Source organism: Brachymonas sp. J145, assembly GCF_036312245.1.
GTDB classification, from domain to species: domain Bacteria; phylum Pseudomonadota; class Gammaproteobacteria; order Burkholderiales; family Burkholderiaceae_C; genus Brachymonas; species Brachymonas wangyanguii.
On record NZ_JAZDCI010000005.1, the window covers coordinates 119,129 to 145,284 of the forward strand.

Genomic DNA, 26,156 nt, shown 5'->3' on the forward strand with positions numbered 1-26,156 from the left:
GAAAAACCATGAGTATTCAATCGCTGCGTGAAGAACGCGCCCAACATGCCAAGACACTGCGCAATCTGGTTGACCAGTACCCTGGTGACCAATGGCAGGAGGCCCAGCAACACCAGTACGACCAGTTGGTCGCCTCGATCGATCGCCTCGACGAGCAGATTGTGCGCCAGCAAAAGGCGTTCGATTTGGAAGCGCAGAACCACGCCGCCGTGGAGAAGCGCAGCCAACAGCAGGGCGTTTCTGTTGTAGAAGCAGCGAACCAGCTGCAGCAGGAGAAGGCCATCTTCGTGGCGTGGCTGCGCGGTGGCATCAATGCGCTAACTTACGAGCAGCAGCAGATGGTGGCGCGCAAGGCCGCCAGCATCCAGGCGAGCATGGGCACTACGGTGCCTGCTGAAGGCGGTTATCTGGTGCCCACCGATGTCGCGCGCCAGCTAATCGAAGCGATGGCAGCGTTCGGTGGGATGCGCGAGGTGGCGACCGTCCTGCCGACCGCCAGCGGCAACCCCATCAACTATCCCACGACCAATGCCACCGCGGAAGAAGGCGAGATCGTCGGCGAAAACCAGCCTGTCGGTGTTCAGGACTTTGGCTTTGGCGTGAAGTCGATCGGCGCGTTCAAGTACAGCTCCAAGTCGGTCGCGGTGCCGTTCGAGTTGCTGCAGGATGCGGTGATCGATCTGGAAGCGCACATCAACCAGCGTCTGGCGCAGCGCATCGCGCGTATCACCAACCACCACTTCACGGTGGGCACTGGAGTGGGCCAGCCGACTGGCATTGTGACGGCGGCATCTGTGGGTGCGAACTCGGCAGCAGCCACGGCCATCACCTTCGATGATCTGATTGATCTGGAGCACAGCGTGGACCCGGCCTATCGCCAATCCGGGCGTTGCCGCTTCATGTTCCACGACAGCACGCTCAAAGAGATCAAGAAGCTCAAGGACGACCAGAAGCGTCCGCTGTGGCTGCCGGGCGTGGCGGTGCGCGAGCCCGATACGGTGCTGGGCTATGCCTACACCATCAACCAGCATATGCCGGCGCTGGCCTCTAGCGCCAAAGCGGTGCTGTTTGGCGACTTCAGCATGTACCTGATCCGCGATGTGATGGCGGTCTCCCTGTTCCGACTGACGGATTCCAAGTACACGGAGAAGGGCCAGGTGGGCTTTCTGGCGTTCTCGCGCCACGACGGAAATTTGATCGACGTGGGTGGAGCTGTCAAGGCGCTGGAACAGGCCGCTTGACGGAGGTAGTGATGAAGCTGACGCGAACCGTTGCTCCTATGGGTGAGCCATTGTCCGTTGAAGAGGTCAAGCTGCACTTGCGCCTGGACACGGACGAGGACGATGCCCTGATTGCAGCGCTTACCTCTGTAGCACGTGAGCAGGCAGAACATCAGACGGGCCTGTTGCTGATGGCGCAGACGTGGGTGCTGGAAGTGACCGCAGGAGAGCAGGTGAGCTTGGCCAAGATGCTGCCGGTACAGGACTTGCAGACCACGGTGCCTTATCTGCTCGATGGAAATTGGCCACCTACGCTCACGGCAGAGCAGGATGCGCAGATCACGGTTCGGTGTGGCTTTGGTACGGCCGAGGATGTCCCGCCGTCGATCAAGCAGTGGATGCTGCTGCAGATCGGTGGTTGGTATGAGCATCGGGAAGCGATCGTGGCGGGCAACCCCGTAGCCCTGCCGCGCACGGCCGTGGATGCCTTGCTGGATGCCTGGACGGTGCCGCGATGCTGAGCATCCCGATTGGACGCATGCGCCACCGCATCACGCTGCAGCGGTTCGAAGAAGGTGAAGACGAGTACGGCGCCACGGTGTCCATGTGGGTGAGCTTGGGCACGTTCTGGGCATCGGTGGAGCCGCTGCGGGGGCAGGAGTTCTTTGCTGCGCAATCCTTACAGTCCCAGACCACGGTGCGCATTCGGATGCGCTACCGGCCTGGGGTGGATGCGTCGATGAAGGTGCTCTTTGATGGCAAGACCTATTCCATCGAATCCGTCATTGAACCCCTGATGCGACACGGCGAGTTGCAGCTGATGTGCAAGACCTTGCTTGGCCAATGAGGCCAAAACAAACAGAGGAGGGAATTTGAATGTACCCACACGATGATGTGTTGGGGGCAGGCGAGGGCGCGTCCCATCCTGCCCCGCTGACTCCTGTTGCGTCGGTTCCGCTGGAGAGCACGCTCCTGCTGCGACGCGAGGACTTCGATGAACTGCTGGACTGTGCTGCCGAACGTGGTGCCGAGCGTGTGCTCACGCACCTTGGCTTGGAGAATGGGCGTGCAGCCAAAGACATCCGTGAACTGCGTGATCTGTTGGAGGCCTGGCGCGATGCCCGGCGCACAGCATGGCAGACCACGGTGAAGGTTGTAACCACGGGCATCCTGGCTGTGCTACTGGTAGGTATGGCCTTCAAGTTGAAGCTCTTGGGAGGAGCGCAATGAGCATTAAGTCAAAGCTCTCGCTCCTGGTCGACTGGCGAAATGTGTTGCGCCGAGCATGGAGCATCCGCTTCTCGCTGCTGGCTGCCGGCTTCTCCGCTGCGGAAGTGGTGGTGCCGCTGTTCGGGGAAGTTCTGCCGCGCGGTGCCTTCGTGCTATTGGCCTTTGTTGCCAGCATTGGTGCGACCTTAGCGCGTATCGTGGCTCAGCCGGAGATGCACCGATGAGCCGGCCACTATCACCTATGGGACGAAGGGCCGTGACGGGCTTGATGCTGTCTGCAGCAGGCTTGGTTGGCATTGTGCTGCACGAGGGCTACACGGATCGTGCGGTAGTGCCGGTCAAGGGCGATGTTCCAACCATTGGCTTTGGCAGCACCACCCGTCCCGATGGTTCGCCCGTGAAAATCGGCGATAAGACGACACCGCCTGCAGCACTGCAGCGTGCCCTGCGGGATGTGCAGAAGTTCGAAGGAGCACTCAAGCAGTGTGTGAAAGTGCCTCTACATCAGCACGAGTACGACGCCTTCGTGAGCTTCTCCTACAACGTCGGCAGCCGGGCGTTCTGCCAGTCCACGCTGGTCAGGAAACTCAACGCCGAGGACTACGCCGGAGCCTGTGCCGAGCTGCTGCGCTGGCGCTTCTTTCAGGGCAAGGACTGTGCGCTGCCTGCCAATGCGCGGCTGTGCGGCGGGCTGGTGACGCGTCGGCAGGCCGAGTACCGGCAGTGCCTCGGGGAAACGCCATGAACCTGATTCCGTGGCCTTACCGCTGGCTGGCCATCGCTGCTCTGGCTGTTGCGCTGATTGGCTTCGGCTGGATCAAGGGCGCGGGCCACGTGCAAGCGCAGTGGGACGCCTCCGCCCAGCAGCAAACCCTGCAGGTCGCCGCCATCCGCGAGCGGCAGGCGCAAGCCACCGTCAAGGTCGTGACCCAGTACGTCGACCGCGTCCGCGTCGTTCGCGAGAAGGGCGAAACCATCATCAAGGAGGTTCCCGTCTATGTGCCCGTTCAAGCCGATGCTGCTTGCACTATCAACCGTGGCTTTGTGCGCCTGCACGACGCTGCCGCCGCCGGTGAGCTGCCCGAGCCCGCCCGAGATGCTGATGCGGCCTCCGCAGACATTGCGCTCTCTGCCGTCGCCGGAACCGTTGCCGCCAACTACCAGACCTGCCACGAAAACGCCGAGCAACTGAGGGCGTTACAGGCGTGGGTCATGACAATGACCGCGAACATCAAATAAGAAGGAGCGATTGCTTTCCACTGGCCTTACTGAGGACAAAAACTGCTGACGACTTCGCATTCAACCTCGGCGTGAGGCTGATCTGGACCAGACACCGACTTGGTTGATCAATCTCAACTAACCCGTCGCAGAGACAGAACTGCCACGCGGGGTCAGTGACGGCCGGGGACAAACCGCTGTGACCTTCAGCGAGACCCGTAGCTCATGAATTTTTCCGCCCCGATAGTGCCTACCACTATTCGCGTCGAACATCAACTGATATGCTGGTGGCTTCTGCTTGTATTCGGTTTGTACGTGAGTGGCACCTGGTGGGTCTGCCTGCATCTAAGAACCGTTTTGGCGTTAATCAATCGAATTTTCAGACAAAACTCAATGAGCTACGGAACGGGACGTATTGGCGAAGTCATCGCTTATTTGAAGAAGAAGCATGGCGCAGATATAAAACAGATTTCAGCAGCCAATAAGCTGCATGCGCTCTGCGAATCACTTCAAATGAAACAAAATACATTTGATCGGATGATCAGTGAAAATTCACCCGTCTTTCGCACTGTTAAGGGTCATGCCTTTGAGAGTTTTTTCGATTCTCTACTTGATGCTAATGGAATAAAGGTAACCGAGGTTGGTGGGGACGATGCGGTCGACCGTATTGTCAATTCGAAATCACTACAGCTCAAAACCTGTACAGAGGCTGGGACCAAAGGCACAATCGTTCAGTATAAGACGCACAAGACTCACGGGGCAAAATCTGAGCAGGAGTCAATGGACTACTACCATAGGGCCGATCACTTCGCAGAGTATTTGATCGGACTGGTTTCATATGACCCCCTCAACGTAGTCGTTATTGAAAACAGAGAACTCCCTAGGCACCCTCTATCCAAGGAGCATATACTTTCGCCGTTCTCCATTGATTGGAGTCGTCACCCAAGCTTGAATGCATTTTCACGCATTGGGGTGACCTTGAAAAATGTTGGTGCAACAAAGCCGGTTCCTGGTCAAGAAGTGTTGCCTCTTACTTCAAAGAAGCTAGGCATTTCTTCTGATGTCATCCTCAACACCATTCTGAATGATGCCAATTTTCGGATTTGGGATATGTCAATTAGAGGATTTTCTCGTGAAGTAGTATTTCAAGAGATGGTTGCGGCAAATGGAATCAAAATGTATAAACCCTCGGATTTGCGTTCGAGTCGCGCAGACAAGGCTGATCACGCCGTAAAAATAGCCGGATCCAATAAGTTCATTCAGATGAAAGGAATTTCAACCAATAACTGTGAGCTTAACAAAAGAGATCCAGTAATTGCGACGGAAACCCAGCTAACAAGGGGGCGCGTCAACGACCACCCAACACAAAGCCGTCTCTACCTGAGGTCTGACTTTGACTATTTGGTTCTCGGCATGGATCCTCCCGTCGTAGATATGTGCCGTAAAGCATCAGGAACTGGGGCGGGGCTTGAGTGGGAGTTTTATCTAATTCCTACGCAAAATCTTGAGGGGCATCACGAAATGCCCCACAGGCTAAAGTCTCTCCAGAAGTTTTCATACTCTTCTATTCAAAAATACAAAATTACGGACTGGACGAGGTCGCTAACCTGATGAGCTAGAGCAAGTCAAGCTGTTCTAAGTGCTCAACGCGGTAGTTTGTAATGAATAGCTCTTTCCCCACCTTTCTGGGGCCAGAGCTATTTGCCGTGTTGTAGAACCAAGTTTGCTCATAAATGTGTGCCCACGAATAGAGCTCTCTAATCTGAGGGCAATCATCATAAGACAGCAAAAATGCGTGATCCAAAGAGCGCAGCATTTCTTCAAGACGCAAATGATCTTGAAGTTTGAAGGACTTAGTGTAGGCGCGTTTTTGATCCGCCAAAAAATAAGGCGGATCCAGGTACATCAGAACCCGTTTACCTTGAGCTGGTGCGGTTAGCACTTCGGAAAAGTCTAAATTCGATAGATGTACTTCGCTAAGTTTTTTGTTCGCGCCACGAATGAATCTATGCCAGTTCTCCGGTGGGGAACTTGCTCCCAACGCATATCCCCACGCGGGCTTGTGAATTATTCCGGAGTAAGAGGTTCTATTTAAATAGTACGTCTTGAAGGCGACGTCATCCTCATTTAATGGTGAGTATGTTTTGATCTCAGCATGCCTTTCTTTGCTCGCTATTTCACCTGACACTCGAGTTATCAGCAGTTCGCTTCTTTCTTTCGACTGCATTGCCCTGTAGGTTTCGATCACATCACCTTCAAGATCGTTAAGCCAGTTAAAGCGAGCTTTGGGCTTGCCAAAAAATACGCTCCCACCGCCAACAAATGGCTCTCGGTACTCATCGTGCGGGTAGGCGTTCAAAAAAGGGATGATGTACTTTAGGGCGTAGAATTTTCCGCCCGGATATCTGAATGGAGACTGCGTATGGTCTGCACCTTTTTGGTATACGCTGCTGGCTTTGTATACCCCATCAAAAATTCTAGGTTTAGATGTGCTCAAGACCTGGCACCTCATAATTTGTGATCACTAGTTCAAATCCCTGTTTTCTTGCGCCATTTTGAGTGGCCGAATTTTCAACTCGATAGAAGAATTTCAAGGGGTATATATATGCCCAGTCATATATTCTCCTAATCTCCTCGGCGTCATCGTATGTTAAGAAGAATTTGTGCTTCGTGGATCTCAATGCGCTTGCAAGACGGACATGGTCCTCATGATCCAGTCCATGCCGATAGTGTTTTCTTTTTGGGGGAAGAAAATATGGGGGATCCACATACATCAGCACTTGGGCTTTCGACCCCTCTTCAATAACCTCCTGAAAATCCAGAGAGGAGAGATTAACTCCCTCCAATTTTTCGCCGCATGGAATGATTCGCTCATGCCATCGCTCCGGCGGCAGGCTGCGTTTTGGCCTATACCCCCATGCCGGAGATATTAATTTTCCACTGAATGAGGTTCTATTTAGATAGAAGTACTTGAACGCAATATCTAAATCGGACTGCGGAGCAAACTCCAAAACCTCTCGCCATCGATCCGGGTTGGCCACTTCATTCTCAAATCTTTGAATAAGTGCGGCTCGATCATGAGCATTGGCTACGCACCTATAAGTGGTGATCAACTCAGAGTCAATGTCATTCAGCCAAGTGTATTGAGCTGGAGATTTGTTAAAGAAAACTGTGGCCCCTCCGGCAAAAGGCTCTCTGTATTCTGAGTGCGGAACTGCTTCCCAAAAGGGCTGCAAAATATCCATTGCGTAATGCTTCCCGCCCGGGTATCGAAACAAAAGGGGGGCTCGCTTTGCTGCCATTTTTATTCCTTGTTGCTGATGCTTTTGTTTTCGTCTGTAGAGTCATCTATTGGCAGTGGCATTTGCCCGGCATGTGCGATGAAGCCCTCGGCTTGGGAGACAAACCATTCTTTCAAGGTCAACCCTTTTGCCGTCAAATTCGAGTACAAGCCGCGCTTAAGATCTGGATCAATCTCAATCACAATTCGCCCGCTGGAACCTATGCTCATGCCCGCCACCTCGTGACAATGTGATGTAATGTATGTAATATAACATCCTTCTCCCTCAGCAGCCAAGCCCGGATCGCGGGTCGGGAGACGTTTCTGGCAAGGATTAATCATGGCCCGCTATTCAGAGCAAGACACGAGCAAGATCTACCAGGCTGCTGATGCCTTCCGGGTCGACTGCCTCCTACGTGACGGATCACTGCTGTTCGCCGACGCGTCTGTCTGGCGTCCTGATTTACTGGATCGCATTCACAAAGCCTTCGTCGCCACCCCGGACGAAGGCGACCGGACGTTCATCGACAAGTTCAAAGACCAAGTCGGAAAGGCCGGACAGGACGTATCACGTCTTGCGGCAGAGATCTTGAGCGTGTACTTCCTGTTCCCATCCAGTGTCGGTGGCGTGCGCAAGCGGCAGGTCGTGAACGAGGTTCTCAGCTGGGGCGGCGACACCCTGCCGGAGTCCCACCTTGTATCCGCCGCTTTCTCTAACGGGATCGGCAGTGGCGGTCAGGGCTACAACACCCGCCGCCCTTTCGAGATCGCCTTTCTGATCGAACTCGCCATCGCATGGAAGAAGTTGCCAAACGATCGGCAGGTAGAGGTGGCGGCCGATCCGTGGCTCTTTCAAGAGGTCGTGGACAGCATTGAGGATGCAGAGTCGAAGCAGCTCCGGCACATGCTTCTTCATCTCCTGTTCCCCGAGCACTTCGAGCGCATAGCAAGTGGCAATCACAAGCGCAGAGTCATCAAGGCTTTCTCGGGACTGGTCACTGCCGAATCAGAGGATGATGACCGGGCGATCTTGGCCATTCGCCAGGAGCTAGAAAAGCTGCTTCCCAACCAGGAGCTGGACTTTTACTGGTCGCCGCTTGTCGAGGCTTGGTACGACGACAGCGAGGGCGCATCTGAAGGCGCGCCGCTGGAGATCATCCAGCACAAGAAGCAGATCGTCCTCTATGGACCGCCGGGTACTGGAAAGACTTTCCGCGCCAAGAAGCTGGCTGAGCGTGTCATCCGATCTGCGGCACTGAGCCAAATGGGCCCGGCTCGCTACTTCCAGTCGCAATCTGCTATCGAATCCGCGATCCGCGACAACGTGCATCGACTGCAGCTGCACCCGGCCTACAGCTACGAGGACTTCATTCGCGCACTCCACATTTCGAATGGCGGTGGCACGGAATATCGATCTGGCTACCTTCCAAAGCTGATTGAGGACATCGAGCAGAAGCCACGCGCTGAACGTCTGCCGCACATCCTGATCCTGGATGAAATGAATCGGACGGACCTGAGTCGGATGCTCGGCGAGTGCTTTTCCTTGCTTGAGGATCGCAATCAGACGATTGAGCTTCCGGCACGCAATGGAGACGGGGCGGCAATGAAGCTGCGCATCCCCGACGATCTGTACGTGATCGGCACCATGAACCTGATCGACCAGTCCATCGAGCAGATCGACTTCGCGCTGCGCCGACGTTTCTTGTGGCTACTTTGCCCGTTTGACGCCGAGGCTCTAGTGGGGGCCGCGGAATCCAAGTGGCAGGATCTGAAATCGGGCCTGGAGTGGGGTCGCATCGAACCGGATTTCCGCAAATTGGCTGCAGCAGCGGCGGCGTTGAACAGGCAGATCCACGACAGCCCGCTGCTTGGCTCACAGTACGAGATCGGGCACACCTACCTGCTAGATGTGGTCGTGTTTCTGCGCAATTTCCTCGGTGCTCGACCTACACGCAAGCAGAACTACCTTTGGAACAAGAGGGGTGAAGCGCTGGAGCCCGTCGTGCAGGTGTGGAATCTGTCCCTTCGCCCGTTGCTCGAGCAGTATCTCGCTGGACTGGACGCGACCGCGCGCAACACTGAGCTCGACCGGCTATCCAAGGTTCTGCTCAAGCCGTCGGTGGCCGAGTGAAACTAGTCGCGCGTGACTGCTCACCGCTCGTCCCGCAACCGACAGCGGCAGAGGTTAACTGGCTCCGGAAGCTCGTAACAAATGTCCGAGCATCGGATTTTGTAGTTCCCATCTCGGGCGAGAGGGACGAGGACGAGCCCATCGTCTACTGTGCATGGGACGGCACTTGGTGGGCTGGCCGGTACGTCGGCTCGATTTCCTTCGAGGGGCACAGCCTGACCATTGAGCCACGTTTTGGCCTGAACGCGCTTCGGAATTGGCTTTTTGAAGCAACGTCGGTCGTGCTGACCGACGCGCCCGGAAAACTCCGGGAGGACGAATCGTTCATTGCCCAACTTCTTGCGTCCGTCTGGGCCCATGGCTTCGTCGAGGCGGCTCGGCATGGGCTGCCTGCGCTTCGCCGAGAAGTGGCGACGAAAGGCGCGACGGTTAGGGGGCGGCTTGATGTCCCCGCATCACTGCGCTTGATCGCATCAGGTGGGGGACAGGTAGTGTCTATCCGTTCGGAGCGGTCGTTGGATCACGCAGCATCCGATGCCATCGTCGCCGCCTACGAGGTTCTGCGACGGTGGCTTGGGGTGCCGGACGAAAAATGGCTGCCCACACGTGCGAAGGAACTACTCCCCCATTTGATGGCTGTTACCGGCGCGAGACCACGTGTCCCAACGAAGGCCGAACTGGACCGCATTCGCTACACGCCGATCACAGCAGGGTTTGCGCCTATCGCTGAGTTGTCTAGGCAGATTGCAAACCGAAGGGGGTTGGCTGCTGATATTGATGCCAGTGGCGAAACAAAGGGTGTGCTGCTCGACGTTGCGGAGCTGTGGGAGATGTACGTCCTCAGCATTTTGCGCAAGGCTGCAGCACCACTGACCGTGACTCACGGTACCCGAGATAAGGCTGCGACCAAGAAGATGCTCCACAGCGATGTCACCGGGCAAGGTTTGGGTACGCTTATTCCTGATGCAATTTTGTCTTCAAGCGCAGAGGTCCTGGGCGTTGCAGATGCGAAGTACAAATCGCTGCACCCATCTGCCAGTGCGCCGAACGGACCCCAGCGTGAGGATCTTTATCAAATGGCCGCTTACCTTGGTCGATTCCGCCACTCGACCAGAGACGATGTCTGTGGCTTCTTGGTGTACCCGCACGATCCAAGTAAGCCGACCGAGACAACGGCAGAGTCATCCAGTCCTTGGAGTCTGGATGGGCACAAGAAGATCGTTTTCACTACTTTGCCTCATGAGGCATCCGACGCGGTGATCAAGCTACGCACTACCCTCAGCATGATGGTTTCTGACCGGGGTGCCTGGCTTGTTCGTGCGTAATCGGGAGTAGATGACTTATGCCCAACCTTTTTAATCTTCACCTGAAAGCGGACGTCCTGGAACGGTACCAGCTCCCCGATATTGCTTATCCGATCAGAAAGAGTGACTTGGCGGTCTGTCTAGAGGGATCGGGGTCTTTACCAGTAGCTACGCTGCTTCATGGTTTGCAGCAGCGTAGCCGGGACGGCGCAGCCGAATGGCAGCAGGCCGAACCCGCAATGGATCGGCTTGCCGAGCTATTGGCACCCGACGATGCCCGCGACGTCATCTCCGCTGCCGGCGACCACTGGTGGCTCGAGGTCGGGCCCGTGGACCTTGCTGGCAAACTGGTCACCATCCAACGTGGTGATTTTCTGATCGCTGCCATCACCGCCCGGGACGATGGACGCTTGCGGGTGGCTGTGTTTCGCCCATTGGACGCCAAGAGCGCGGAGTACCTGATCGGGCTGGGGCAAGTGCCTCACCCTGAGCACGGCGTCTGTATGCGCGAGAACAACTGGGAGTACGCGCTCGACTGCTCTGCCGGAAACGGCAACTACTACGTGAACCGCCCCGGGTTTGGAGGAGGCCCCAACTCTTGAGAAGATGGAGCCATGAACAAGTCCAACAAGTTTTCCCCGGAAGTGCGCGAGCGCGCTGTGCGCATGGTGCAGGAGCATCGAGCCGAGTACCCTTCGTTGTGGGCAGCTATCGAATCGATTGCGCCGAAGATTGGCTGTGTGCCGCAAACCCTGCACGATTGGGTCAAGAGAGCCGAGATCGACGCTGGCCTGCGTGCGGGTACCACGACCTCGGATGCGCGACGCATCAAGGAACTGAAGCGCGAAGTCAAGGAGCTGCGCCGTGCCAATGAGATCCTCAAAACTGCCAGTGCGTTTTTCGCGCAGGCGGAGCTCGACCGCCAGCTCAGGAAGTGAAGGCCTATATCGACCGCCACCGCGATGACTACGGGGTCGAGCCCATCTGCCGGGTGCTGCAGATGGCCCCGTCGTGTTACTGGCGCCATGCGGCCCGGCAACGCAACCCGCAACTGCGCAGCGCACGTGCCCAGCATGACGACCATTTGAAAGCCGACATCCAGCGCGTGTGGCATGCCAACTGGCAGGTCTATGGCGCCGACAAGGTCTGGCTGCAGATGAACCGCGAGGGCATCCGGGTGGCGCGGTGCACAGTCGAGCGGCTGATGCGTACCATGGGCTTGCAAGGGGCACGCAGAGGCAAGACGATGCGCACCACCACGCCGGACACATCAGTGCCGTGCCCGCTGGACCATGTCAACCGGCTGTTTAAGGCCAGCCGGCCCAACGAGCTGTGGGTGTCGGACTTCACGTACGTCAGCACCTGGCAGGGCTGGCTGTACGTGGCCTTCGTGGTGGATGTGTACGCCCGGCGCATCGTGGGCTGGCGTGTCAGCCGCAGCATGCACACGGACTTTGTGCTCGATGCGCTGGAACAGGCCCTGTATGAGCGCCAGCCAGCAGCGCATGCCTTGACGCACCACAGCGACAGGGGCAGCCAGTACGTCAGCATCCGTTACACCGAGCGGCTGGGCCTGGCAGGTATCCAGCCATCAGTGGGAAGCAAAGGCGACAGCTACGACAACGCGCTGGCCGAGACCATCAACGGGCTATACAAGGCCGAACTGATTCATCGCCGGGGCCCCTGGAAGACCAGGGAAGCCGTGGAACTGGCGACCCTGCAATGGGTGCACTGGTTCAACCACGTCCGACTGCTCACGCCGATCGGGGGTATCCCGCCGGCAGAAGCTGAGGCAAACTACTGGAGGCAACTTGCCGACAGCAACACCTTGGCAGAGGTGTCCACTTAAACCAACCAGCCTCCTCGAAACCCGGGGCGGTTCATGGAGCTCGTTGCAGCGCTCTATCTGAACTACTGGACCCTCCAGCTGGATGTAGCGTCAGTAGCCCATGTCGAGTTTTTGCGCCTGCGCGGCCAACTCGTCCAATGCCTTGCGGCGCTCGCCCAAGATGGCCTGCCGATTGGCCTCATCCTGAATGACACGGCACTGCTCGATGATGTCGGCAAAGCTTGGCTGATTGAGCGCCAGCAAGCCATCTTCCAGCATCGCGGCGTAATCCTTTTCGAGCGCCGCCAACGATTCTCCCGTGGGGATGAGTTGTAGCTGGCCTCTGACGGCGACGAAGTAATCGATCTTTGCACCGACAGCATCTTTCTCGACGAAGAACACCGATTTGTGTTCTGCAACTGCCCGAGCCAGCGCCTGGTCGGCGCAGGCCGCAGAAAAGTGCGGCGTTTTTGCGATGGCGGCCAAGTCATACCAATGACGCGAATAACGCTCGCCGCGCAGCCGTCCTTGCAAGCAATACACATGCGCTGCGGTGGCTTTTTCCCAGAAGGTGCGCTCTGCCGCCATCACCAAGGGCTGGGCGACGGGAAAAGTGACGCCTTCAATTTCTGGTGCAATGTCGCAGGCCACGGGTTGAACATGATGCGGCTCGCCCGTGGCGCGGGCACCAAACTCCAGCTGGATCGTGGGCGCTGAATAGCCGGTTCCCGTTTTGACCGCCGGATACGACAAGATCAGCTTGTCCTGATCTTTGCCCGCCAGCGTCAAGCTTGCGTCCAACCCATCTTTCGCCAGCGCCGCAGCAATGACCGGCCTGACCGTCGCCTCGATCCAGTCGGGCAGTCGGTGACGTACCGCGCTGCTGATCTTTTTCTCTTGGCTGGCGGAATCGGGAATGGGGTTGCCTTGCTTCAACAGGTCGGCAGCCAGTTCGCGGATGTCATAGGTGAGATCCACGTCCTCGGAAAACCGATCGATGATGCGATAGACCTTGGACAGTGAGGTGCCGCCCTTGAAGGTGAGTTTGCTGGCCAAGTCGGATTCGTAGATGGCGGACAGCACCCAGACCACCCAGATGTCTTTTTCGAGCAAATGCGCAGGCCGCCCGGTACGAGCCGCAGCAAATTCCAAGGCTTCAACCTGATCTTCCCTGCTGAGCGAAAACCAGGACTCAGCCATGCGCCATTGCCTCGCTGACCACTTTGGCCATCCAGCTCGGCAGTGCGGCCCGCGCGCCACGCACGGCTTCCCATTCGGACTCGGGCAGTTTGGCGCGCAGTTGCTTCAGAGCCGCCGGTGCGCTTTCCGGCCCCAGCCATGACAGCGCACGGATCACCTTGCCTGCGGGGCGCTTGCCCAGCAGCAGTTGCCAGCGGTTGCCGTGCTTGAGCTCTACGCACCGGCTGCCAAGATGCAGGGTGCGGGATGCGCCGGAGGTGAGAAAAACCTCGCGGGTCGGCACCTGCGTGGTCAGCCCCAGCGCATTGGCTTCGGCCGCGCCGTTGGCCACCACCGTTTCACCGCAGCTGGCCTCGATGGCCTGCACCACGGACTCGGTGGACGGCGGGCGGGAGCCAAACCGACCCTCATGGGGTGCGACATAGGCACCGCGACTCACGCGCAGCAGCTTCCCTTCCTGAGCGAGCCGGGACAAGGCTTTGTCGATGGCCGCCCGCGAACCCAGATGCAAGAACTCCTTGGGCGACAGCAAGCCACCCTCGGGCATGGCCCGGGCGGCAGACAAGATGTTCTCGGCAAGATGGCTCATGGTCACGGCTCCTTTGTCAGAAGTATAAATCAGTATCTGACAAACCGCAATTTGCAGCACACGAGGCCAACCAATGGCCACATAGAAGCCTCCATGGCCTCGGCAGCCCGGATCACGCACATGAAAGGGTAAGTCGCCGAAAGCCAACACGGTTTCGGCCAATTCGTCGAATCCACGCCCTCAAGGCCAAGGCGTTACCATCTGGCTCGGATTGCGGACGCGGGTTCGGTTCCGTGTTCCGCCACCATTTCACTGATCAACGCCATCTGTCATTGTTTGACGGGTGGCGTTTTTCTTTGTGGATCAACAGGTTCAATTTCAAATTGGACAGATTCCCCTGACGGTCAGTGCAAGGCAGCGTGGGGCAGTTTGTGGGGCAGTAAGTCTGCGGCGTTGGGCAGAAATCGCAATTGCCCCACTAATGTGTTGCAATGATGATCTGCGACCTATGCATTCATCCTGCCTGCCCGCACCGCCAGCGGCCAGGTAATCCCACGCTTCACGTCCGCATGCCCCCATGCCTGCTCCAGCCGCTGCCCAAACTCCAGCATGGCCGAGGACCCCAACACCCGCTCAGCCGCCTTCACCGCCGACCACGTCCCCACATACCCCAACAGTTCCTGCAGATCCCAGCGGCGCCGTATCGCCATGGCAGGCACTTCTAATTCCCGAAACGGAAAATACAGCTCCCGATACCCATTCTCCACATGCCGCCGTTCCGCCGGCCAGTAGGGGCCAATGACGCGTGTATAGAAACCCTGCACGATGCGATCGATCTCCGGGTCGTCCACATGCAGCACACCATAGGTGATCAGCGCCACTACCGCGCCGGGGCGGGCGACGCGCTGCACTTCGGCGCAGAATGCCGGCATGTCAAACCAGTGCGCCGCCTGCGCTGCCGTGATCAGGTCAACCGATTGGTCTGGCAGGGGGAGCTGTTCGGCCGGGGCGCAGAGGTAGCGGATGTTGGCACGTGACTCGGCGTGATCGATCTGGTCCTGGCTGGGATCGATACCGATGACCTGATCCACATGCTGCGCCAGTTGTACCGTCAGCTGGCCGTTGCCGCAGCCTACATCCAGAGCTACGCGCGGCTGTGCCACCAACTGAGCCAGGGTGGCTGCCAGCTCCGGCGGATAGTCTGGGCGGTGTCGTGCGTAGGCCTGGCCACCTTGTGTGAACCAGTTGGTGCTCATGTCGCCTCCTTACCTGGCGTGTTCTTAGCCTTGAGTGGCATCCTGCAACACCACCCGATCCCGCAGTATCACGGCCCTGAAGGCATCGCTGGTGACGGCCCAATCGACAAGATCTACTTTCCAGGGTAGATCGGAAACAGAAAAGTCATCAGCCAGAGCGGCATGTAAGGATAGGGGAAGCGGGGTGTCGGTGATGATGGCCAGATCCAGATCGGAATAGGGCTTGGCTGTTCCCTTGACGCGTGAGCCAAAGGCCCAGACGGCGTGCCCAGGTACATGCTTGTGCAGAATATGCTGCACGATTTGCCACTGTTCAGGCTGGAGATCCACATCTGGCATGCGTATCTGGTTCACGCCTGCGCCTCTTGCAATTGCAGGAGCAGATGCCTGGCTTCATTCAGAAAAGCAGGGATGCCACCCACCACCAGCAGGGCGACTTCTTCGTCGTAGGTATGGCTGGTTCTGGCTCGCATATCGCGGTAGGTTCGCCATTGTGACCAGTCACCCAACAGCAGTTGGCGCTCATTGCCGCTGCGAACCAGATCCTGGAAGTTCATGGCGTCGAATTCGGCGGGGTTGGCCGAAGTGGCTTCCAGAAAGCGCTTCAGCATCTTGTGGCTGATTTCGTAGGTGAATTCGAAACGCTGGATCAGCCCGTCACGAATTTGCGTGTCGCTGATGTCCTGCTGATAGCGTATCCAGCCTTCATCCAAGCGCTGGATAGCGCGTTCAAGCGGACCAAGATCCAGCCGAGATGCATGCGCCATGGGAATTCCCGAGTAGAAGAAACAGGGTCCTATTGTTGCACCGAAGTACAGATTGGGCGCATCGTAGTTGACCATACGATGCGCCTTGGTAGCTCAATTACACCCGACATTAACCAAGCTGTGCATATTGTTACTCCGGGTGTAAACCCTGAAGTCATGGCATCATCGCCGGTTTTTTCCGTTGTAGATCATGGACATGCTTGGCCGCAACCGGGCATGCCAAGAACAAGAAAGGACTTCCCATGACGAACCCGACGACACAGCCGGGGCAGGATGTGATCGAGCATCCGACCGATGAAATGAACCATACCGGCATCAGCCTGGTCCGCTCCTGGATCATCGTGGCGGTTGCCGTGGCCGCCAGTGTAGGCCTGTATTTCTTGCTGACCGGCTCGGCCGGCATTGAGCCGGTGCCGAGCAAGGGCTTGGCACTGCTGCTGTTCATCGCCATCCTGTGGCTGACCGAAGCGATCCACGTGACCATTACCGCACTGCTGGTGCCAGTGGGCGCGCTGATCCTCGGCTTTCCGGAATTCAACACCAGCAAGGCGCTGTCCACGTTTGCCGATCCGATCATCTTCCTGTTCTTCGGCGGCTTTGCGCTGGCTACCGCACTGCACGTGCAGAACCTGGATCGCAAGATCGCCTTCTGGCTGATGTCGCTGGCAGGCTCCCACCTGGGCGTTGCCGCGCTGCTGCTGTTTGCAGTAACCGCGGCACTGTCGATGTGGATCAGCAACACGGCGACTGCCGCCATGATGCTGCCGCTGGCACTGGGCATCATGAGCCACCTGGACAAGAAGCAGGAGCGCAATACCTTCATCTTTATCCTGCTGGGCATTGCCTATTCCGCATCCATTGGCGGCCTGGGTACGCTGGTCGGTTCGCCGCCCAATGCGATTGCCGCCCGTGCGCTGAACTTGGACTTTGCCGGCTGGATGAAGGTCGGCCTGCCGCTGATGCTGATCCTGATGCCGCTGATGGTGCTGACGCTGTGGCTGGTGTTCCGTCCCAACCTGAATCGCCGTATCCAGATCCCCCATGAAGAGATCCCGTGGACCAGCAAGCGCGTCATGACCATGGTGGTGTTTGCCGTTACCGCCCTGGCCTGGATTTTTGGTGGCGATGTCGCCAAGGCACTGCAAGTGACTGCGCCTGATACCTTTATCGCGCTGACTGCGGCCGTGGTCATTGCCATTCTGGGCCTGGCCACCTGGCGCCAGATTTCCGACAACACCGACTGGGGCGTGCTGTTCCTGTTCGGCGGTGGTCTGACCCTGTCCGGCCTGCTGCGCAGCTCCGGCGCTTCTGCCGTGCTGGGCGACCAGGTCGCGGCTTTCCTGACCGGTGCTGACCCGCTGCTGATCATCTTTGGCGTGACGACCTTCATCATCGTGCTGACCGAGTTCACCAGCAACACGGCATCTGCTGCGCTGCTCGTGCCGGTGTTTGCAGCCATTGCCGAGCGCATGGGCATGCCGCCCACTGTGCTGGTGCTGATGATCGGTATCGGTGCCTCCTGTGCCTTCATGCTGCCGGTGGCCACGCCGCCCAACGCCATCGTGTTCGGTACCGGCCATATCCGCCAGTCCGAGATGGTGCGCGCCGGCGCCGTACTCAACGTGTTCTGCGTGATCGTGCTGACGCTGTGGGGCTACTTCGTGCTGCGTTGATGCAGACCTGAGCCCAGCCGACAACCGGTGCCTTGCGGGGCACCGGTTTTTTTGTTTGACGATGACTCCAGCCCGGTACTTCGCTGGACTACGCCGAAGCTCGATACAGCAGGTTTATCAATAGCTTACCCGGACGAGCGAATTGTCGTATCACTGATACGACAATTGAGCTGGTGGCGCGCGACAGCGGCTGGCTGACCGTGCTGCCCGAGGTGGTGGTGCAGGACGAACTGCGCGCGGGCACCCTGGTGACGGTGGGCCAATCGACGCTGCTGCAGGAAAACTTCTACGCCATCACCACGCCGCGCCGGCACCGCATCGACGCGCTAGAGCAATTGCTGGCGCCGCCAGCAGATTGAACGAGCCGGGACAGGGTTTATTGAAAGCCCAGCAACCCGCCGCTTCGTAGTCCGGCATCATCAGCCACCCTTCGACGCCAAATCAGGCGGGTGTGCTTTGTTCGCTCCGAGCGCCACCGTCAGCGATCCGAGCGCGTCACCGCCACGCCCGCCGCGTACACCACGATGGGTGCGCCCCCCGTGGCGTGGGGCACATCCTTGCGCGGGTTCCACTGCGGGTGGTAGATGCCGATCTTGAAGTAAGGCGGGTTTTTCTGGTCGTAGTTGTTCGCGCCCTCGTAGCTGACCCAGTTCTCGCCATCGTGCGTCAACGCCACCAGGCCGCCCTGGCCGCTGCGCGACCAATGGATGCGGACATCAAAGCGGTGCCACACCCCGGTCTGCAGCGGCGGCAGAGAAAACTCTTTTTTCTCCACCTGATCCGGTGACGCCAGCCGGTTGACCATCAACCGCCAGTGATCGCCCTCGATCGCCAGCGAAATGGGCGGATTGGTGTCCCTGCCACTGTCGAGCTTGTAGCCGTGCCACTGCGGCACAATGGTCGCCTGCGGGTTGGGCCGCCAGTCCTGCGGCACAAAGACCGCAAATTGGTAGCGGTAATGGCCCCAGGGCATGGCGGCAGCGGCCAATTCGGCCCTGTAGGACACGCCATCGTCCGGCACCACGAAGCGGTAAGACGGGCCTCCATCGAGCGTGGGCTGATCCACCTGCGCAATGCTGCCATTGCCATCGATGGAGCGGCGTGCCCACTGAAGAGCGCCGTCGGCACTGACGCCGGGCGCGTTGCGCCGCCCCGCAAAAGACGGCGCCGCGAGGGCCGCGCACAGCCCCAGCAGTACCAGGGCCTTGTAAGGTCTTGCACAAGACATCATTGCATTCATGGATGGCTCCTCAATGAAAAAGGGCGGATCAACACAAAGCCGCCAGGGCCTGCGCCACCCAGCTCCGGCACTGCCTTGGCATCGCGTTGCGGGTGCTGGCGCAGCAGCAGGCCGCGCCGTCAGGGGAATGTCGGCGCAAGCACCGCCCACAACCAACGCTGTCAAAGCATTTCCCGCTTCATATGGAAGATCGTCAACACATTCAACGTCAGTTGCTCAGGTGGGGTGCGCTGCGGTCGCGTCGTTCGCTTTTTATGCCCACACCAATGTATCGCCGGCCATCCAAGCGATGCGCGCAGCCTGAACGCCCGGGTCGCCCGCATGTCCCAACGAGGCAAGCGCGTTTGCATGACAATGAAGCGGTCATAGTTCCCATGGGTACTGCATATGTCTGCTCGTGCATTGGCTCTCTTGCTGGCTCTGGTGCCACCAATGGTGTTGGCCGCATCCCCCACCCCTGCGCCTGCGCAGGTGGCCGCTGTGGCACGTGAACCGGCGGCGTCGGCTTGCCCGGCGCTCTTGAACTACACGTTTCCCAAGCTGCAGGATGAAAGCCCGCAGTCCTTGTGCCAATACAAAGGCAAGGTGGTTTTGGCCGTGAACACGGCCAGCTATTGCGGCTTCACCTACCAATACCAAGGGTTGGAAGCGCTGTTCCAAAAGTACAAGGGCCGCGGCCTGGTGGTGCTGGGCTTTCCGTCCAACGACTTTTTGCAGGAAAAAAGCGACAACAAAGAGATTGCCGAGTTTTGCTACAACACCTATGGCGTGATCTTTCCGATGTTTGCGCGCTCTGCCGTGCGTGGCTCGGATGCCAACCCGTTCTACAAGCAACTGGCGCAAATTACGGGCAAGGTTCCGTCCTGGAACTTCAACAAATACCTGATTGACCGCTCTGGGCGTTCGGTGACCCACTACGCCAGCACGGTCGAGCCTGACAACAAGGCATTTGTGGAGCAGCTGGAAAAGCTGCTTGCCACGCCCTGACGAAGGGCAAGCTGCGGCGCTGGGCGTGCGGTGCCGCTTGAAGTGTGACGTTCTTTCGCTATTTTTTTTGCAGCAGCTGCGCCAGCGCCCCCGATAGCTCGGGGTAGCGCCAGACAAAGCCCGCTGCCTGGGCGCGCTGTGGCACCAGGCGCTGGCCGCCCAGCAGCAGCACCGACATCTCGCCCAGCGCCAGGCGCAGCGCCCAGGCGGGCGCGGGCAGCAGCGCGGGGCGATGCAGGGTGCGCGCCAGGGTGCGGGTGAAGTCGGCATTGCGCACCGCTTCGGGTGCGCAGGCGTTGAAGGGGCCGCTGGCGTCCTGGTGCTGCAGCAGGTAGTCGATCAGCGCCACCTGGTCGTCCAGGTGAATCCAGGGCATCCATTGCTGGCCGCTGCCCAGCCGGCCGCCCAGGCCCAGGCGAAACGGTGGCAGCAACCGCGCCAGCATGCCGCCCTGCGCGGCCAGCACCGGCGCGGTGCGCAGCAGCGCGACGCGCACACCCCATTGGCGCGCCCGCTCGGCCTCTTGTTCCCAGGCCACGCACAGACGGCTGCCAAAGTCGGTGTTGCCGGGGGCGCTGTCTTCGGACAGCCATTGCTCGCCGCCGTCGCCATACCAGCCCACGGCCGAGCCCGAAAGCAGCACGCGCGGCGGCACGGGCTGCCGGCCTATCCAGTCCACCAGGCTGCGCGTCAAGTCCACGCGGCTGCGCCACAGCAGGGCCTGGCGCGCCTGGGTCCAGGGGCGATCGGCTATGGGGGCGCCGGCCAGGTTGACCACAGCGTCCATTGGTGGGCCGGCGTCCAGTTCTTGCAACTGCGCAATGCCACGCGCGCCGCTGCACAGCGCGGGCACCTGCTGGGGGCTGCGGCTCCAGACGCAGAGGGCGTGCCCCTGCCGGCTCCAGTGCTGGCACAGCGCGCGGCCAATCAGGCCCGTGCCGCCGGTAAGTAGGATGCGCATGGTGGGTTCTCCTCTCGTCAGTGTGTTGATGGCGCCGTCACCAGGGTAGGCGCTGGCCGTCGTAGGCCCAGAAGCCGCCGCTGTCCTCAGGCGTCAGGTGGTCGAGCACTGCCAGCAGGTCGCGCGCCGCGTCCTGCGCGGGCCGCCCGATCTGCGCGCCGCGAAACGGGGCCGACAGGGCCGAATCCACCGTGCCTGGGTGCAGCGCCGCCAGCACGCACTGCGGGTGGGTGCGGGCCAACTCGATGGCGGCGGTCTTCACCACCATGTTCAGCGCGGACTTGGACGCGCGGTAGCTGACCCAGCCGCCCAGGCGGTTGTCGCCAATGCTGCCCACCTTGGCCGATAGCACGGCGAAAAGGCTGCGCTCGTCGCGCGCCAGTTGCGGGGCGAAGTGCGCCAGCGCTAGCGCCGGGCCGATGGTGTTGATGGCGAAGCTGGCGGCCATGTGGTCGGCCTGGAGTTCGGCAAGTCGTTTCTCAGGGTTGCCGGTGGGGCCCTGCAGCATGCCGGTGGCCACCAGCACCAGATGCCAGGGCCCTTCGGCGTGCAGGGCCTGGGCTGCGGCAGCGATGCTGCCGGGCGCACCAAAGTCCAGCGCAGGTGTGCTGCCGCGCGCCAGCGTGCGCACCGCGGCGCAGCGCGGGTCGGTGCGCAATTGCGCGGCCATTGCGCCGCCAATGGCGCCGGTGGCGCCCAGCACCAGGGCGCGGTAACCGTCGGGCAGGGATTGCATGGCGGTAGGGCCTTTCGTCAAAGGGTTTCCAGCCGCTGGCGCAGCTGCGTGGCCTGCGCGCGCAGGGCGGTTTGCTGGGGCTCGTCCATCTTCTGCCACTGGCGGTACACCAGGGCCAGGCGCGGGTTGCCTTGCAGCGCCGGGGCGTGGCGCGCAAAAAAGTCCCAGTATAGGGCGTTGAAGGGGCAGGCGCGCGCGCCGGTCTTTTGCTTGGGGTCGTAGGCGCAGCCCCGGCAATAGTCGCCCATGCGCTGCAGGTAGGCGGCGCTGCTCACGTAGGGCTTGGTGGCGATCACGCCGCCATCGGCGCGCTGGCTCATGCCCAGGGTGTTGGGCAGTTCCACCCACTCAAAGGCGTCGATGTAAATGCCCAGGTACCAGCGGTGCAGCGCCTGCGGCTCCAGCCCGGCGAGCAGCGCGAAATTGCCAATCACCATCAGCCGCTGGATATGGTGCGCGTGCGCTGTCTGCAGCGACTGGGTGATGGCCAGGTGCAGGCAGCGCATGCGTGTGTCGTCGCTCCAGAACCAGTGCGGCAGCGGCTGGTGGTGGCCCAGCGCGTTGTGCGCGTCGTAACCCGGTATGTGCGCCCAGTAGATGCCGCGCACGTATTCGCGCCAGCCCAAAATTTGACGGACGAAGCCCTCTACCGCGGCCAACGGGGCCCGGCCCGCGCGCCAGGCGCTCTCGGCGCGCTGCACTACCTCCAGCGGGTGCAGCATCTTCACGTTCAGCGCAAACGACAGCAGCGAGTGGAACAGGCGCGGCGCCTGGGCTGCCAGCGCGTCTTCGTAGTCGCCAAAGTGCGGCAGCGCGGTGGTGATGAAGGCGTCCAGGCAGGCCAGGGCCTCGCCCCGGTTAAGCGGCCAGCGCAGCGCGTCGGCCTGGGGCGCGCCAAAGCTGGCTACGCCCGCGCGCTTGATCATGGCCCACAGGCCGCTGTGGTCGTGCTGCGGCCGCCAGTCGGCGGGCTCGGGCGGGGTGCCGGACCAGGGCTTGCGGTTGTCGTGGTCAAAGTTCCACTGCCCGCCTTCGGGCTGGCCGTGGGCGTCCAGCAGCACCTGGTGGCGGCGGCGCATGTGGCGGTAGAAGTGCTCCATCAGCCACTGGCGGCGCCCGTGCATCAGGGCGGCCAGGTCGCCCCGGGCGGTCAGAAAGTGCTCGCTGTCCACCGCCTTGCAGGCCAGGGGCTGGAGGGCGGTAGCGGCACAGTCCTGCAACTGGGCATCGAGCCGCCATTCGTCGGGCTGCTGCCATTGCACGGCCTGGGCACGATAGTGCGCGGCCAGGGCGGCCAGGTTGTCCGGGATGGACTGGCGGTTGCTGGCGTCGTCCAGCGCCACGTAGCGCACGCGGTGGCCGGCCTCGCGCAGCTGGCGCGCAAAGTCGCGCATGGTGGCAAAGATGGCCAGGATTTTCTGCGCGTGGTGCAGCACGTAGTCGGTCTCCTGGCGCACCTCCATCAATACATAGACCACCTGCGGGTCTACTTGGGCAAACCAGCTGTGGCCGGGGTTGAGCTGGTCGCCCAGCACCAGGCGCAGGGTGTGGCAGGCGCGGGTCATGGGCGGCTCCACAGGTCTTGGTAGGCACCATGAGGGTCGTAGGTCTGGGCCTGCTGCACGGGGTCGAAGCGGCGGCCGCCGCGCGGGTCGGTGCCCCGGCCCGCGATGTACAGCCAGTTGCCCTGGTTGCTGTAGACGTCGTAGTCCAGCAGGTGGTGCTCGAACCAGGCCGCGCCCGCGCGCCAGTCGCACTGCAGGTCGTGGATCAGGTAGCTGGCCGTCACCTGGCGCAGGTGGTTGCTGAGGTAGCCGGTGGCGGCCAGCTCGCGCATGCCGGCGTCCACCAGTGGCTGGCCGGTCTGGCCCGCGCACCAGGCGGCAAAGCGGCCCGCGTCGTGCGGCGTGGCGCGTGCGGGGCCCAGCCCCTGGGCGCGGTAGAGCGCGCGGCCATGCTGCAGGTGCAAAAAGCGAAAGTAGTCGCGCCACAGCAGCTCGAACCACAGCCAGTAGCTGCCGTCGCTCGCGCCCTGGGCGGCTTCGTAAGCGCGCAGCTGCGCCAGCGTCTGCCGCGCCGAGAGCGCGCCGGTGGCCAGCCAGGGCGACCATTTGCTGGAATAGTCCAGCCCCACCAGGCCGTTGCGCGTGCGCTTGTAGCTGTGCGGCAGCCCGCGCGCCAGGTACTGCGCCAGGTGGGCCAGGGCTGCCGTCTCTCCGCCGTGCAGTGGCCCGCGTTGGTAGGGGAAGGCGCTGCGCGCATCGGCCGCAGGGGGCGTGCCGACAAAGGCCGTGAGGGCATCGTCCTGGCTGTACAAGTAGGCAGCGGGCACGCCCTTCGGCCAGGGGGGCAAGCTGGTGGGCGGCGGCAGCGGGGTGGGTGGCTGCAGGCTGGCCTGCTCCACCGCTTGGCGAAAAGGGGTGAACACGGGTGGCAGCTGCTGCACAGGAAAGGGCAGCTGCGCGGGTTCGAGCAGACTGCTTTGCCAGACCGTATGCACCGCCAGGCCGGCCGCGCGCAGCTCGTTCACCTCGGCCTGCTCGTAGGGGGCGGCAATGGCTTCGCACAGAACATCGCTGGCACCCACGGCGCCGGCCAGGGCGGGGAGCACGCTGGCCGCAGGCCCAGGGCAAATCAGCAGCGGGCAGCCGCGCTGCAGCAGCGCCAGGCGCAGGCCATCGATGGCGGACGCCAGCCAGGCACGGCGGTGCGGCCCTATGCGGGCAAATCCCCAGCGGCTGGGAGCCTCGGCGTCCGGCAAGCACAGCACGGGCAGCAGCTGGCGCGCGCCTTGGGCCAGGGCTGCGTGGAGGGCGGGCTGGTCGTGAAGGCGCAGGTCATTGCGAAACCAAAGGATCACTGGGCTCATGAACTTCCCTGCGCATCACCGGGCTTGCCTGCGGAACGCCGGCAGCGTTCGGAGCAATACTTGGCCGCGTCCCAATCGCGCACCCACTTTTTGCGCCATGCAAAAGGCCGGCCGCAGACCAGGCAGGGCTTTTGCGGCAGGTGCGGCTTGCGGTGCATGGCTCAAAACTCCAGGCTTTGTTGTGGGTCGGGCGCGCTGGCGGGGCGGCCCTTGTTGCCTCGGCGCGCCAGGCGCGAGCCGTGTTTTTCCACGATGGCGGCCTTGGCTTCGCGCACAGGCGCCTGGGCGCGCAGTGCATGCACCCTGGCCTTGGCGGCGCGGGTCGCGGAGGCCAGGTCCACCAGTGGTTCGGGCAGGTCGCGGCCCAGCAGCACGCCGCAGCGCGCTTGCACGTCGGCGGGCATGCGCCAGGGCTCCAGCAGCCAGGCGTCCGGCACGTGGCGCAGGTGGGGCTGCCAGCGGCGCACAAAAACGCCTTCGGGGTCGTGGTCCTGGGCTTGCTTGATGGGGTTGTAGACGCGCGTGGTGTTGATGCCCGTGGTGCCGGCTTGCATTTGCATCTGGCTCCAGTGGATGCCGGGCTCGTAGTCCAGAAACTGGCGTGCCAGCCACAGCCCCACGGGGCGCCAGTGCAGCCACAGCGGGTAGGCGGCCACCGACACCAGCATGGCGCGCATGCGAAAGTTGAGCCAGCCGGTGGCGCGCAGCATGGCCACGCAGGCATCGACCATGGGCCAGCCGGTGCGGCCGGTTTGCAGGGCCTCGAAATGGGCGGGGTTCCAGTCGTCTTCGCGCAGGCCGTCGTAGCCGCGGTGCAGGTTGCGCCATTCCAGTTCGGGCTCGGATTCGAGCTTTTGGATGAAGTGGCAGTGCCAGTGCATGCGGCTCATGAAGGCCGCCAGGCCCTGGCGCTGGCGCGGGGCGAGCGGGTCGTCGTCGGCCTTGAGCTGGATTTGCCGCTGCTGCGTGGCCTGCACCACCTCGCGCATGCCCAGGCAGCCCAGGGCCAGGTAGGGCGACAGGCGCGAGCAGGCTGTGGGCGCGGTCAAGGGAGAAGAGATGCCGCCCCGGTACCCGGCGCTGCGTTGCTGCAAAAATTCGTGCAGCACCGCCTGGCCTAGGGTGCGCCCGCCACGCTGGCGCAGGGGTGGGTCGTGCAAATCCAGCAGGCCCACGGTCTCGGGCGCGGGCCAGGCATCGCGCCAGGGCAGGGCCAGGGCCTGCAGGCTGGCGGGCGGCGGGGGCGCCAGGCAGGGGGCCTGCATGAAGGCCTGCCAGCGCGCGTGCCAGCGGTCACGCGAGGGCAGGCGCCGCACCACGCCGTGCTGCGGCCACTCTTGCCAGCCCACGCATTGCTGGCGGCACCAGCGCGCCACGGCCAGGTCGCGGGCGTAGGTGTGGGCGTTGCCGGTTTCTTCGTGCGAGGCCAGGCGCGCAAAGGGCTGCAGCGCATGCAGGTGCGCCAGCACCTCGGGCACCTCGCCCACGGCCAGCTGCAGCGTGGCGCCACAGGTGCGCAATTGCAGGGCCAGGTCGCGCAGGCTTTCGCGCAGAAAACCGTAGTGCTGCAGCGCGCAGTCGGGCTGCGCCCACAGGCTGGGCTCCAGCACGTACAGGCACAGCACCGGGCCCTGGCGCGCGGCGTGGATCAGCGGCGCGTGGTCATGCACGCGCAGGTCGCGTTTGAACCAGACGACGGTGTAGGCCATGGTGCGCTTGCCTGGGGT

The 26,156-nt window shown here is 61.2% G+C and carries 29 protein-coding genes, 1 pseudogene and 1 other annotated feature; of the genes and pseudogenes, 15 read left to right on the forward strand and 15 right to left on the reverse strand.

The window, feature by feature from the left end; genetic code table 11:
• Window positions 1-8: 8 nt before the first annotated feature.
• From V1261_RS06765 to V1261_RS06800, 8 genes are all read left to right on the forward strand, one after another.
• The gene (locus V1261_RS06765) at window positions 9-1,241 is read left to right on the forward strand and encodes a phage major capsid protein (RefSeq protein WP_329770867.1); all 1,233 of its coding nucleotides are present in this window, start codon (window positions 9-11) and stop codon (window positions 1,239-1,241) included.
• Window positions 1,242-1,252: 11 nt separating this feature from the next.
• Window positions 1,253-1,741, forward strand: a complete 489-nt coding sequence (locus V1261_RS06770) for a head-tail connector protein (RefSeq protein ID WP_329770868.1) — start codon at window positions 1,253-1,255, stop codon at window positions 1,739-1,741.
• Window positions 1,735-2,067, forward strand: coding sequence for a phage head closure protein (locus tag V1261_RS06775; protein ID WP_436231802.1), 333 nt, complete (start codon window positions 1,735-1,737; stop codon window positions 2,065-2,067). Before V1261_RS06770 ends, V1261_RS06775 begins: the two co-directional genes overlap by 7 nt.
• A 29-nt stretch (window positions 2,068-2,096) precedes the next feature.
• The gene (locus tag V1261_RS06780; RefSeq protein ID WP_329770870.1) at window positions 2,097-2,450 is read left to right on the forward strand and encodes a DUF6127 family protein; all 354 of its coding nucleotides are present in this window, start codon (window positions 2,097-2,099) and stop codon (window positions 2,448-2,450) included.
• Window positions 2,447-2,674, forward strand: a complete 228-nt coding sequence (locus tag V1261_RS06785) for a DUF7940 domain-containing protein (protein WP_329770871.1) — start codon at window positions 2,447-2,449, stop codon at window positions 2,672-2,674. The genes V1261_RS06780 and V1261_RS06785 overlap by 4 nt, the downstream gene beginning before the upstream one ends.
• Window positions 2,671-3,195 carry a lysozyme gene (locus V1261_RS06790; RefSeq protein ID WP_442877949.1) on the forward strand — a complete coding sequence of 175 codons (525 nt, stop codon included), beginning with the start codon at window positions 2,671-2,673 and terminating at the stop codon, window positions 3,193-3,195. Before V1261_RS06785 ends, V1261_RS06790 begins: the two co-directional genes overlap by 4 nt.
• On the forward strand, window positions 3,192-3,689 hold the full coding sequence (locus tag V1261_RS06795) for a hypothetical protein (RefSeq protein WP_329770873.1): 498 nt from the start codon (window positions 3,192-3,194) through the stop codon (window positions 3,687-3,689). The genes V1261_RS06790 and V1261_RS06795 overlap by 4 nt, the downstream gene beginning before the upstream one ends.
• Window positions 3,690-3,893: 204 nt before the next feature.
• Window positions 3,894-5,279, forward strand: coding sequence for a hypothetical protein (locus tag V1261_RS06800; protein WP_329770874.1), 1,386 nt, complete (start codon window positions 3,894-3,896; stop codon window positions 5,277-5,279).
• A gap of 4 nt (window positions 5,280-5,283) precedes the next feature.
• On the opposite strand, the gene V1261_RS06805 is transcribed toward V1261_RS06800, so the two are convergent.
• Genes V1261_RS06805 through V1261_RS06815 form a run of 3 tightly spaced genes read right to left on the reverse strand, consistent with a single transcriptional unit; the run spans window position 5,284 to window position 7,179 of the window.
• Window positions 5,284-6,165, reverse strand: a complete 882-nt coding sequence (locus tag V1261_RS06805; RefSeq protein ID WP_329770875.1) for a DNA adenine methylase — start codon at window positions 6,163-6,165, stop codon at window positions 5,284-5,286.
• Entirely contained in the window at window positions 6,152-6,970 is an 819-nt protein-coding gene (locus V1261_RS06810) for a DNA adenine methylase (RefSeq protein ID WP_329770876.1), read from the reverse strand. Before V1261_RS06810 ends, V1261_RS06805 begins: the two co-directional genes overlap by 14 nt.
• 2 nt (window positions 6,971-6,972) lie before the next feature.
• Window positions 6,973-7,179, reverse strand: coding sequence for a hypothetical protein (locus V1261_RS06815; RefSeq protein WP_329770877.1), 207 nt, complete (start codon window positions 7,177-7,179; stop codon window positions 6,973-6,975).
• Window positions 7,180-7,288: 109 nt separating this feature from the next.
• On the opposite strand from V1261_RS06815, the gene V1261_RS06820 reads away from it, so the two are divergent.
• From V1261_RS06820 to V1261_RS06835, 4 genes are all read left to right on the forward strand, one after another.
• Window positions 7,289-9,079, forward strand: a complete 1,791-nt coding sequence (locus V1261_RS06820; RefSeq protein ID WP_329770878.1) for an AAA family ATPase — start codon at window positions 7,289-7,291, stop codon at window positions 9,077-9,079.
• A complete protein-coding gene (locus V1261_RS06825; RefSeq protein ID WP_329770879.1) occupies window positions 9,076-10,404 on the forward strand; it encodes a 5-methylcytosine restriction system specificity protein McrC in 1,329 nt (442 codons plus the stop codon). The genes V1261_RS06820 and V1261_RS06825 overlap by 4 nt, the downstream gene beginning before the upstream one ends.
• Window positions 10,405-10,421: 17 nt before the next feature.
• Window positions 10,422-10,985 carry a hypothetical protein gene (locus V1261_RS06830; protein WP_329770880.1) on the forward strand — a complete coding sequence of 188 codons (564 nt, stop codon included), beginning with the start codon at window positions 10,422-10,424 and terminating at the stop codon, window positions 10,983-10,985.
• 12 nt (window positions 10,986-10,997) lie between these two features.
• Window positions 10,998-12,232, forward strand: a protein-coding gene (locus V1261_RS06835; protein WP_329770881.1) for an IS3 family transposase whose coding sequence is annotated in 2 segments (ribosomal slippage) — window positions 10,998-11,286 and window positions 11,286-12,232 — 1,236 coding nt in all. Because the reading frame shifts where the segments join, the coding sequence is not laid out codon by codon here.
• Window positions 11,276-11,392, forward strand: a sequence feature (AL1L pseudoknot). It overlaps the preceding gene by 117 nt.
• Before the next feature lie 90 nt (window positions 12,233-12,322).
• Here the strand turns inward: V1261_RS06835 and V1261_RS06840 are convergent.
• The 5 genes from V1261_RS06840 to V1261_RS06860 form a co-directional block, all read right to left on the reverse strand.
• The gene (locus V1261_RS06840) at window positions 12,323-13,411 is read right to left on the reverse strand and encodes a nucleotidyl transferase AbiEii/AbiGii toxin family protein (RefSeq protein ID WP_329770882.1); all 1,089 of its coding nucleotides are present in this window, start codon (window positions 13,409-13,411) and stop codon (window positions 12,323-12,325) included.
• Window positions 13,404-14,000, reverse strand: a complete 597-nt coding sequence (locus tag V1261_RS06845; protein ID WP_018714188.1) for a DUF6088 family protein — start codon at window positions 13,998-14,000, stop codon at window positions 13,404-13,406. The genes V1261_RS06840 and V1261_RS06845 overlap by 8 nt, the downstream gene beginning before the upstream one ends.
• Before the next feature lie 446 nt (window positions 14,001-14,446).
• A complete protein-coding gene (locus V1261_RS06850; RefSeq protein ID WP_329770883.1) occupies window positions 14,447-15,196 on the reverse strand; it encodes a class I SAM-dependent methyltransferase in 750 nt (249 codons plus the stop codon).
• A 24-nt stretch (window positions 15,197-15,220) separates the two neighbouring features.
• Window positions 15,221-15,550 carry a nucleotidyltransferase family protein gene (locus tag V1261_RS06855; protein WP_329770884.1) on the reverse strand — a complete coding sequence of 110 codons (330 nt, stop codon included), beginning with the start codon at window positions 15,548-15,550 and terminating at the stop codon, window positions 15,221-15,223.
• Window positions 15,547-16,038 (reverse strand): nucleotidyltransferase substrate binding protein, encoded by a 492-nt coding sequence (locus V1261_RS06860; protein ID WP_329770885.1) that lies wholly within the window; start codon window positions 16,036-16,038, stop codon window positions 15,547-15,549. The genes V1261_RS06855 and V1261_RS06860 overlap by 4 nt, the downstream gene beginning before the upstream one ends.
• A gap of 167 nt (window positions 16,039-16,205) precedes the next feature.
• Here V1261_RS06860 and V1261_RS06865 point away from each other — a divergent pair, with 167 nt between their 5' ends.
• Complete coding sequence (locus V1261_RS06865) at window positions 16,206-17,636, forward strand: SLC13 family permease (RefSeq protein WP_329770886.1); 1,431 nt, start codon at window positions 16,206-16,208, stop codon at window positions 17,634-17,636.
• A gap of 164 nt (window positions 17,637-17,800) precedes the next feature.
• A pseudogene (locus V1261_RS06870) lies at window positions 17,801-17,995 on the forward strand (LysR family transcriptional regulator); the annotation flags it as partial.
• Window positions 17,996-18,114: 119 nt separating this feature from the next.
• Here the strand turns inward: V1261_RS06870 and V1261_RS06875 are convergent.
• Window positions 18,115-18,876: a polysaccharide lyase gene (locus V1261_RS06875; RefSeq protein ID WP_329770887.1), complete on the reverse strand. Its 762-nt coding sequence runs from the start codon at window positions 18,874-18,876 to the stop codon at window positions 18,115-18,117.
• Window positions 18,877-19,263: 387 nt separating this feature from the next.
• Here V1261_RS06875 and V1261_RS06880 point away from each other — a divergent pair, with 387 nt between their 5' ends.
• Entirely contained in the window at window positions 19,264-19,863 is a 600-nt protein-coding gene (locus V1261_RS06880; protein ID WP_436231818.1) for a glutathione peroxidase, read from the forward strand.
• Window positions 19,864-19,921: 58 nt separating this feature from the next.
• On the opposite strand, the gene V1261_RS06885 is transcribed toward V1261_RS06880, so the two are convergent.
• Genes V1261_RS06885 through V1261_RS06910 form a run of 6 tightly spaced genes read right to left on the reverse strand, consistent with a single transcriptional unit; the run spans window position 19,922 to window position 26,138 of the window.
• The gene (locus tag V1261_RS06885; protein ID WP_329770888.1) at window positions 19,922-20,824 is read right to left on the reverse strand and encodes a TIGR01777 family oxidoreductase; all 903 of its coding nucleotides are present in this window, start codon (window positions 20,822-20,824) and stop codon (window positions 19,922-19,924) included.
• Between the two features lie 37 nt (window positions 20,825-20,861).
• Complete coding sequence (locus V1261_RS06890; protein WP_329770889.1) at window positions 20,862-21,560, reverse strand: SDR family NAD(P)-dependent oxidoreductase; 699 nt, start codon at window positions 21,558-21,560, stop codon at window positions 20,862-20,864.
• Between the two features lie 17 nt (window positions 21,561-21,577).
• Window positions 21,578-23,125: a cryptochrome/photolyase family protein gene (locus V1261_RS06895; protein ID WP_329770890.1), complete on the reverse strand. Its 1,548-nt coding sequence runs from the start codon at window positions 23,123-23,125 to the stop codon at window positions 21,578-21,580.
• Window positions 23,122-24,429 carry a DASH family cryptochrome gene (locus V1261_RS06900; protein WP_329770891.1) on the reverse strand — a complete coding sequence of 436 codons (1,308 nt, stop codon included), beginning with the start codon at window positions 24,427-24,429 and terminating at the stop codon, window positions 23,122-23,124. The genes V1261_RS06895 and V1261_RS06900 overlap by 4 nt, the downstream gene beginning before the upstream one ends.
• Window positions 24,426-24,587, reverse strand: a complete 162-nt coding sequence (locus tag V1261_RS06905) for a DUF2256 domain-containing protein (protein WP_329770892.1) — start codon at window positions 24,585-24,587, stop codon at window positions 24,426-24,428. Before V1261_RS06905 ends, V1261_RS06900 begins: the two co-directional genes overlap by 4 nt.
• Window positions 24,588-24,590: 3 nt before the next feature.
• Window positions 24,591-26,138 (reverse strand): cryptochrome/deoxyribodipyrimidine photo-lyase family protein, encoded by a 1,548-nt coding sequence (locus V1261_RS06910; protein ID WP_329770893.1) that lies wholly within the window; start codon window positions 26,136-26,138, stop codon window positions 24,591-24,593.
• Window positions 26,139-26,156 lie beyond the last annotated feature (18 nt).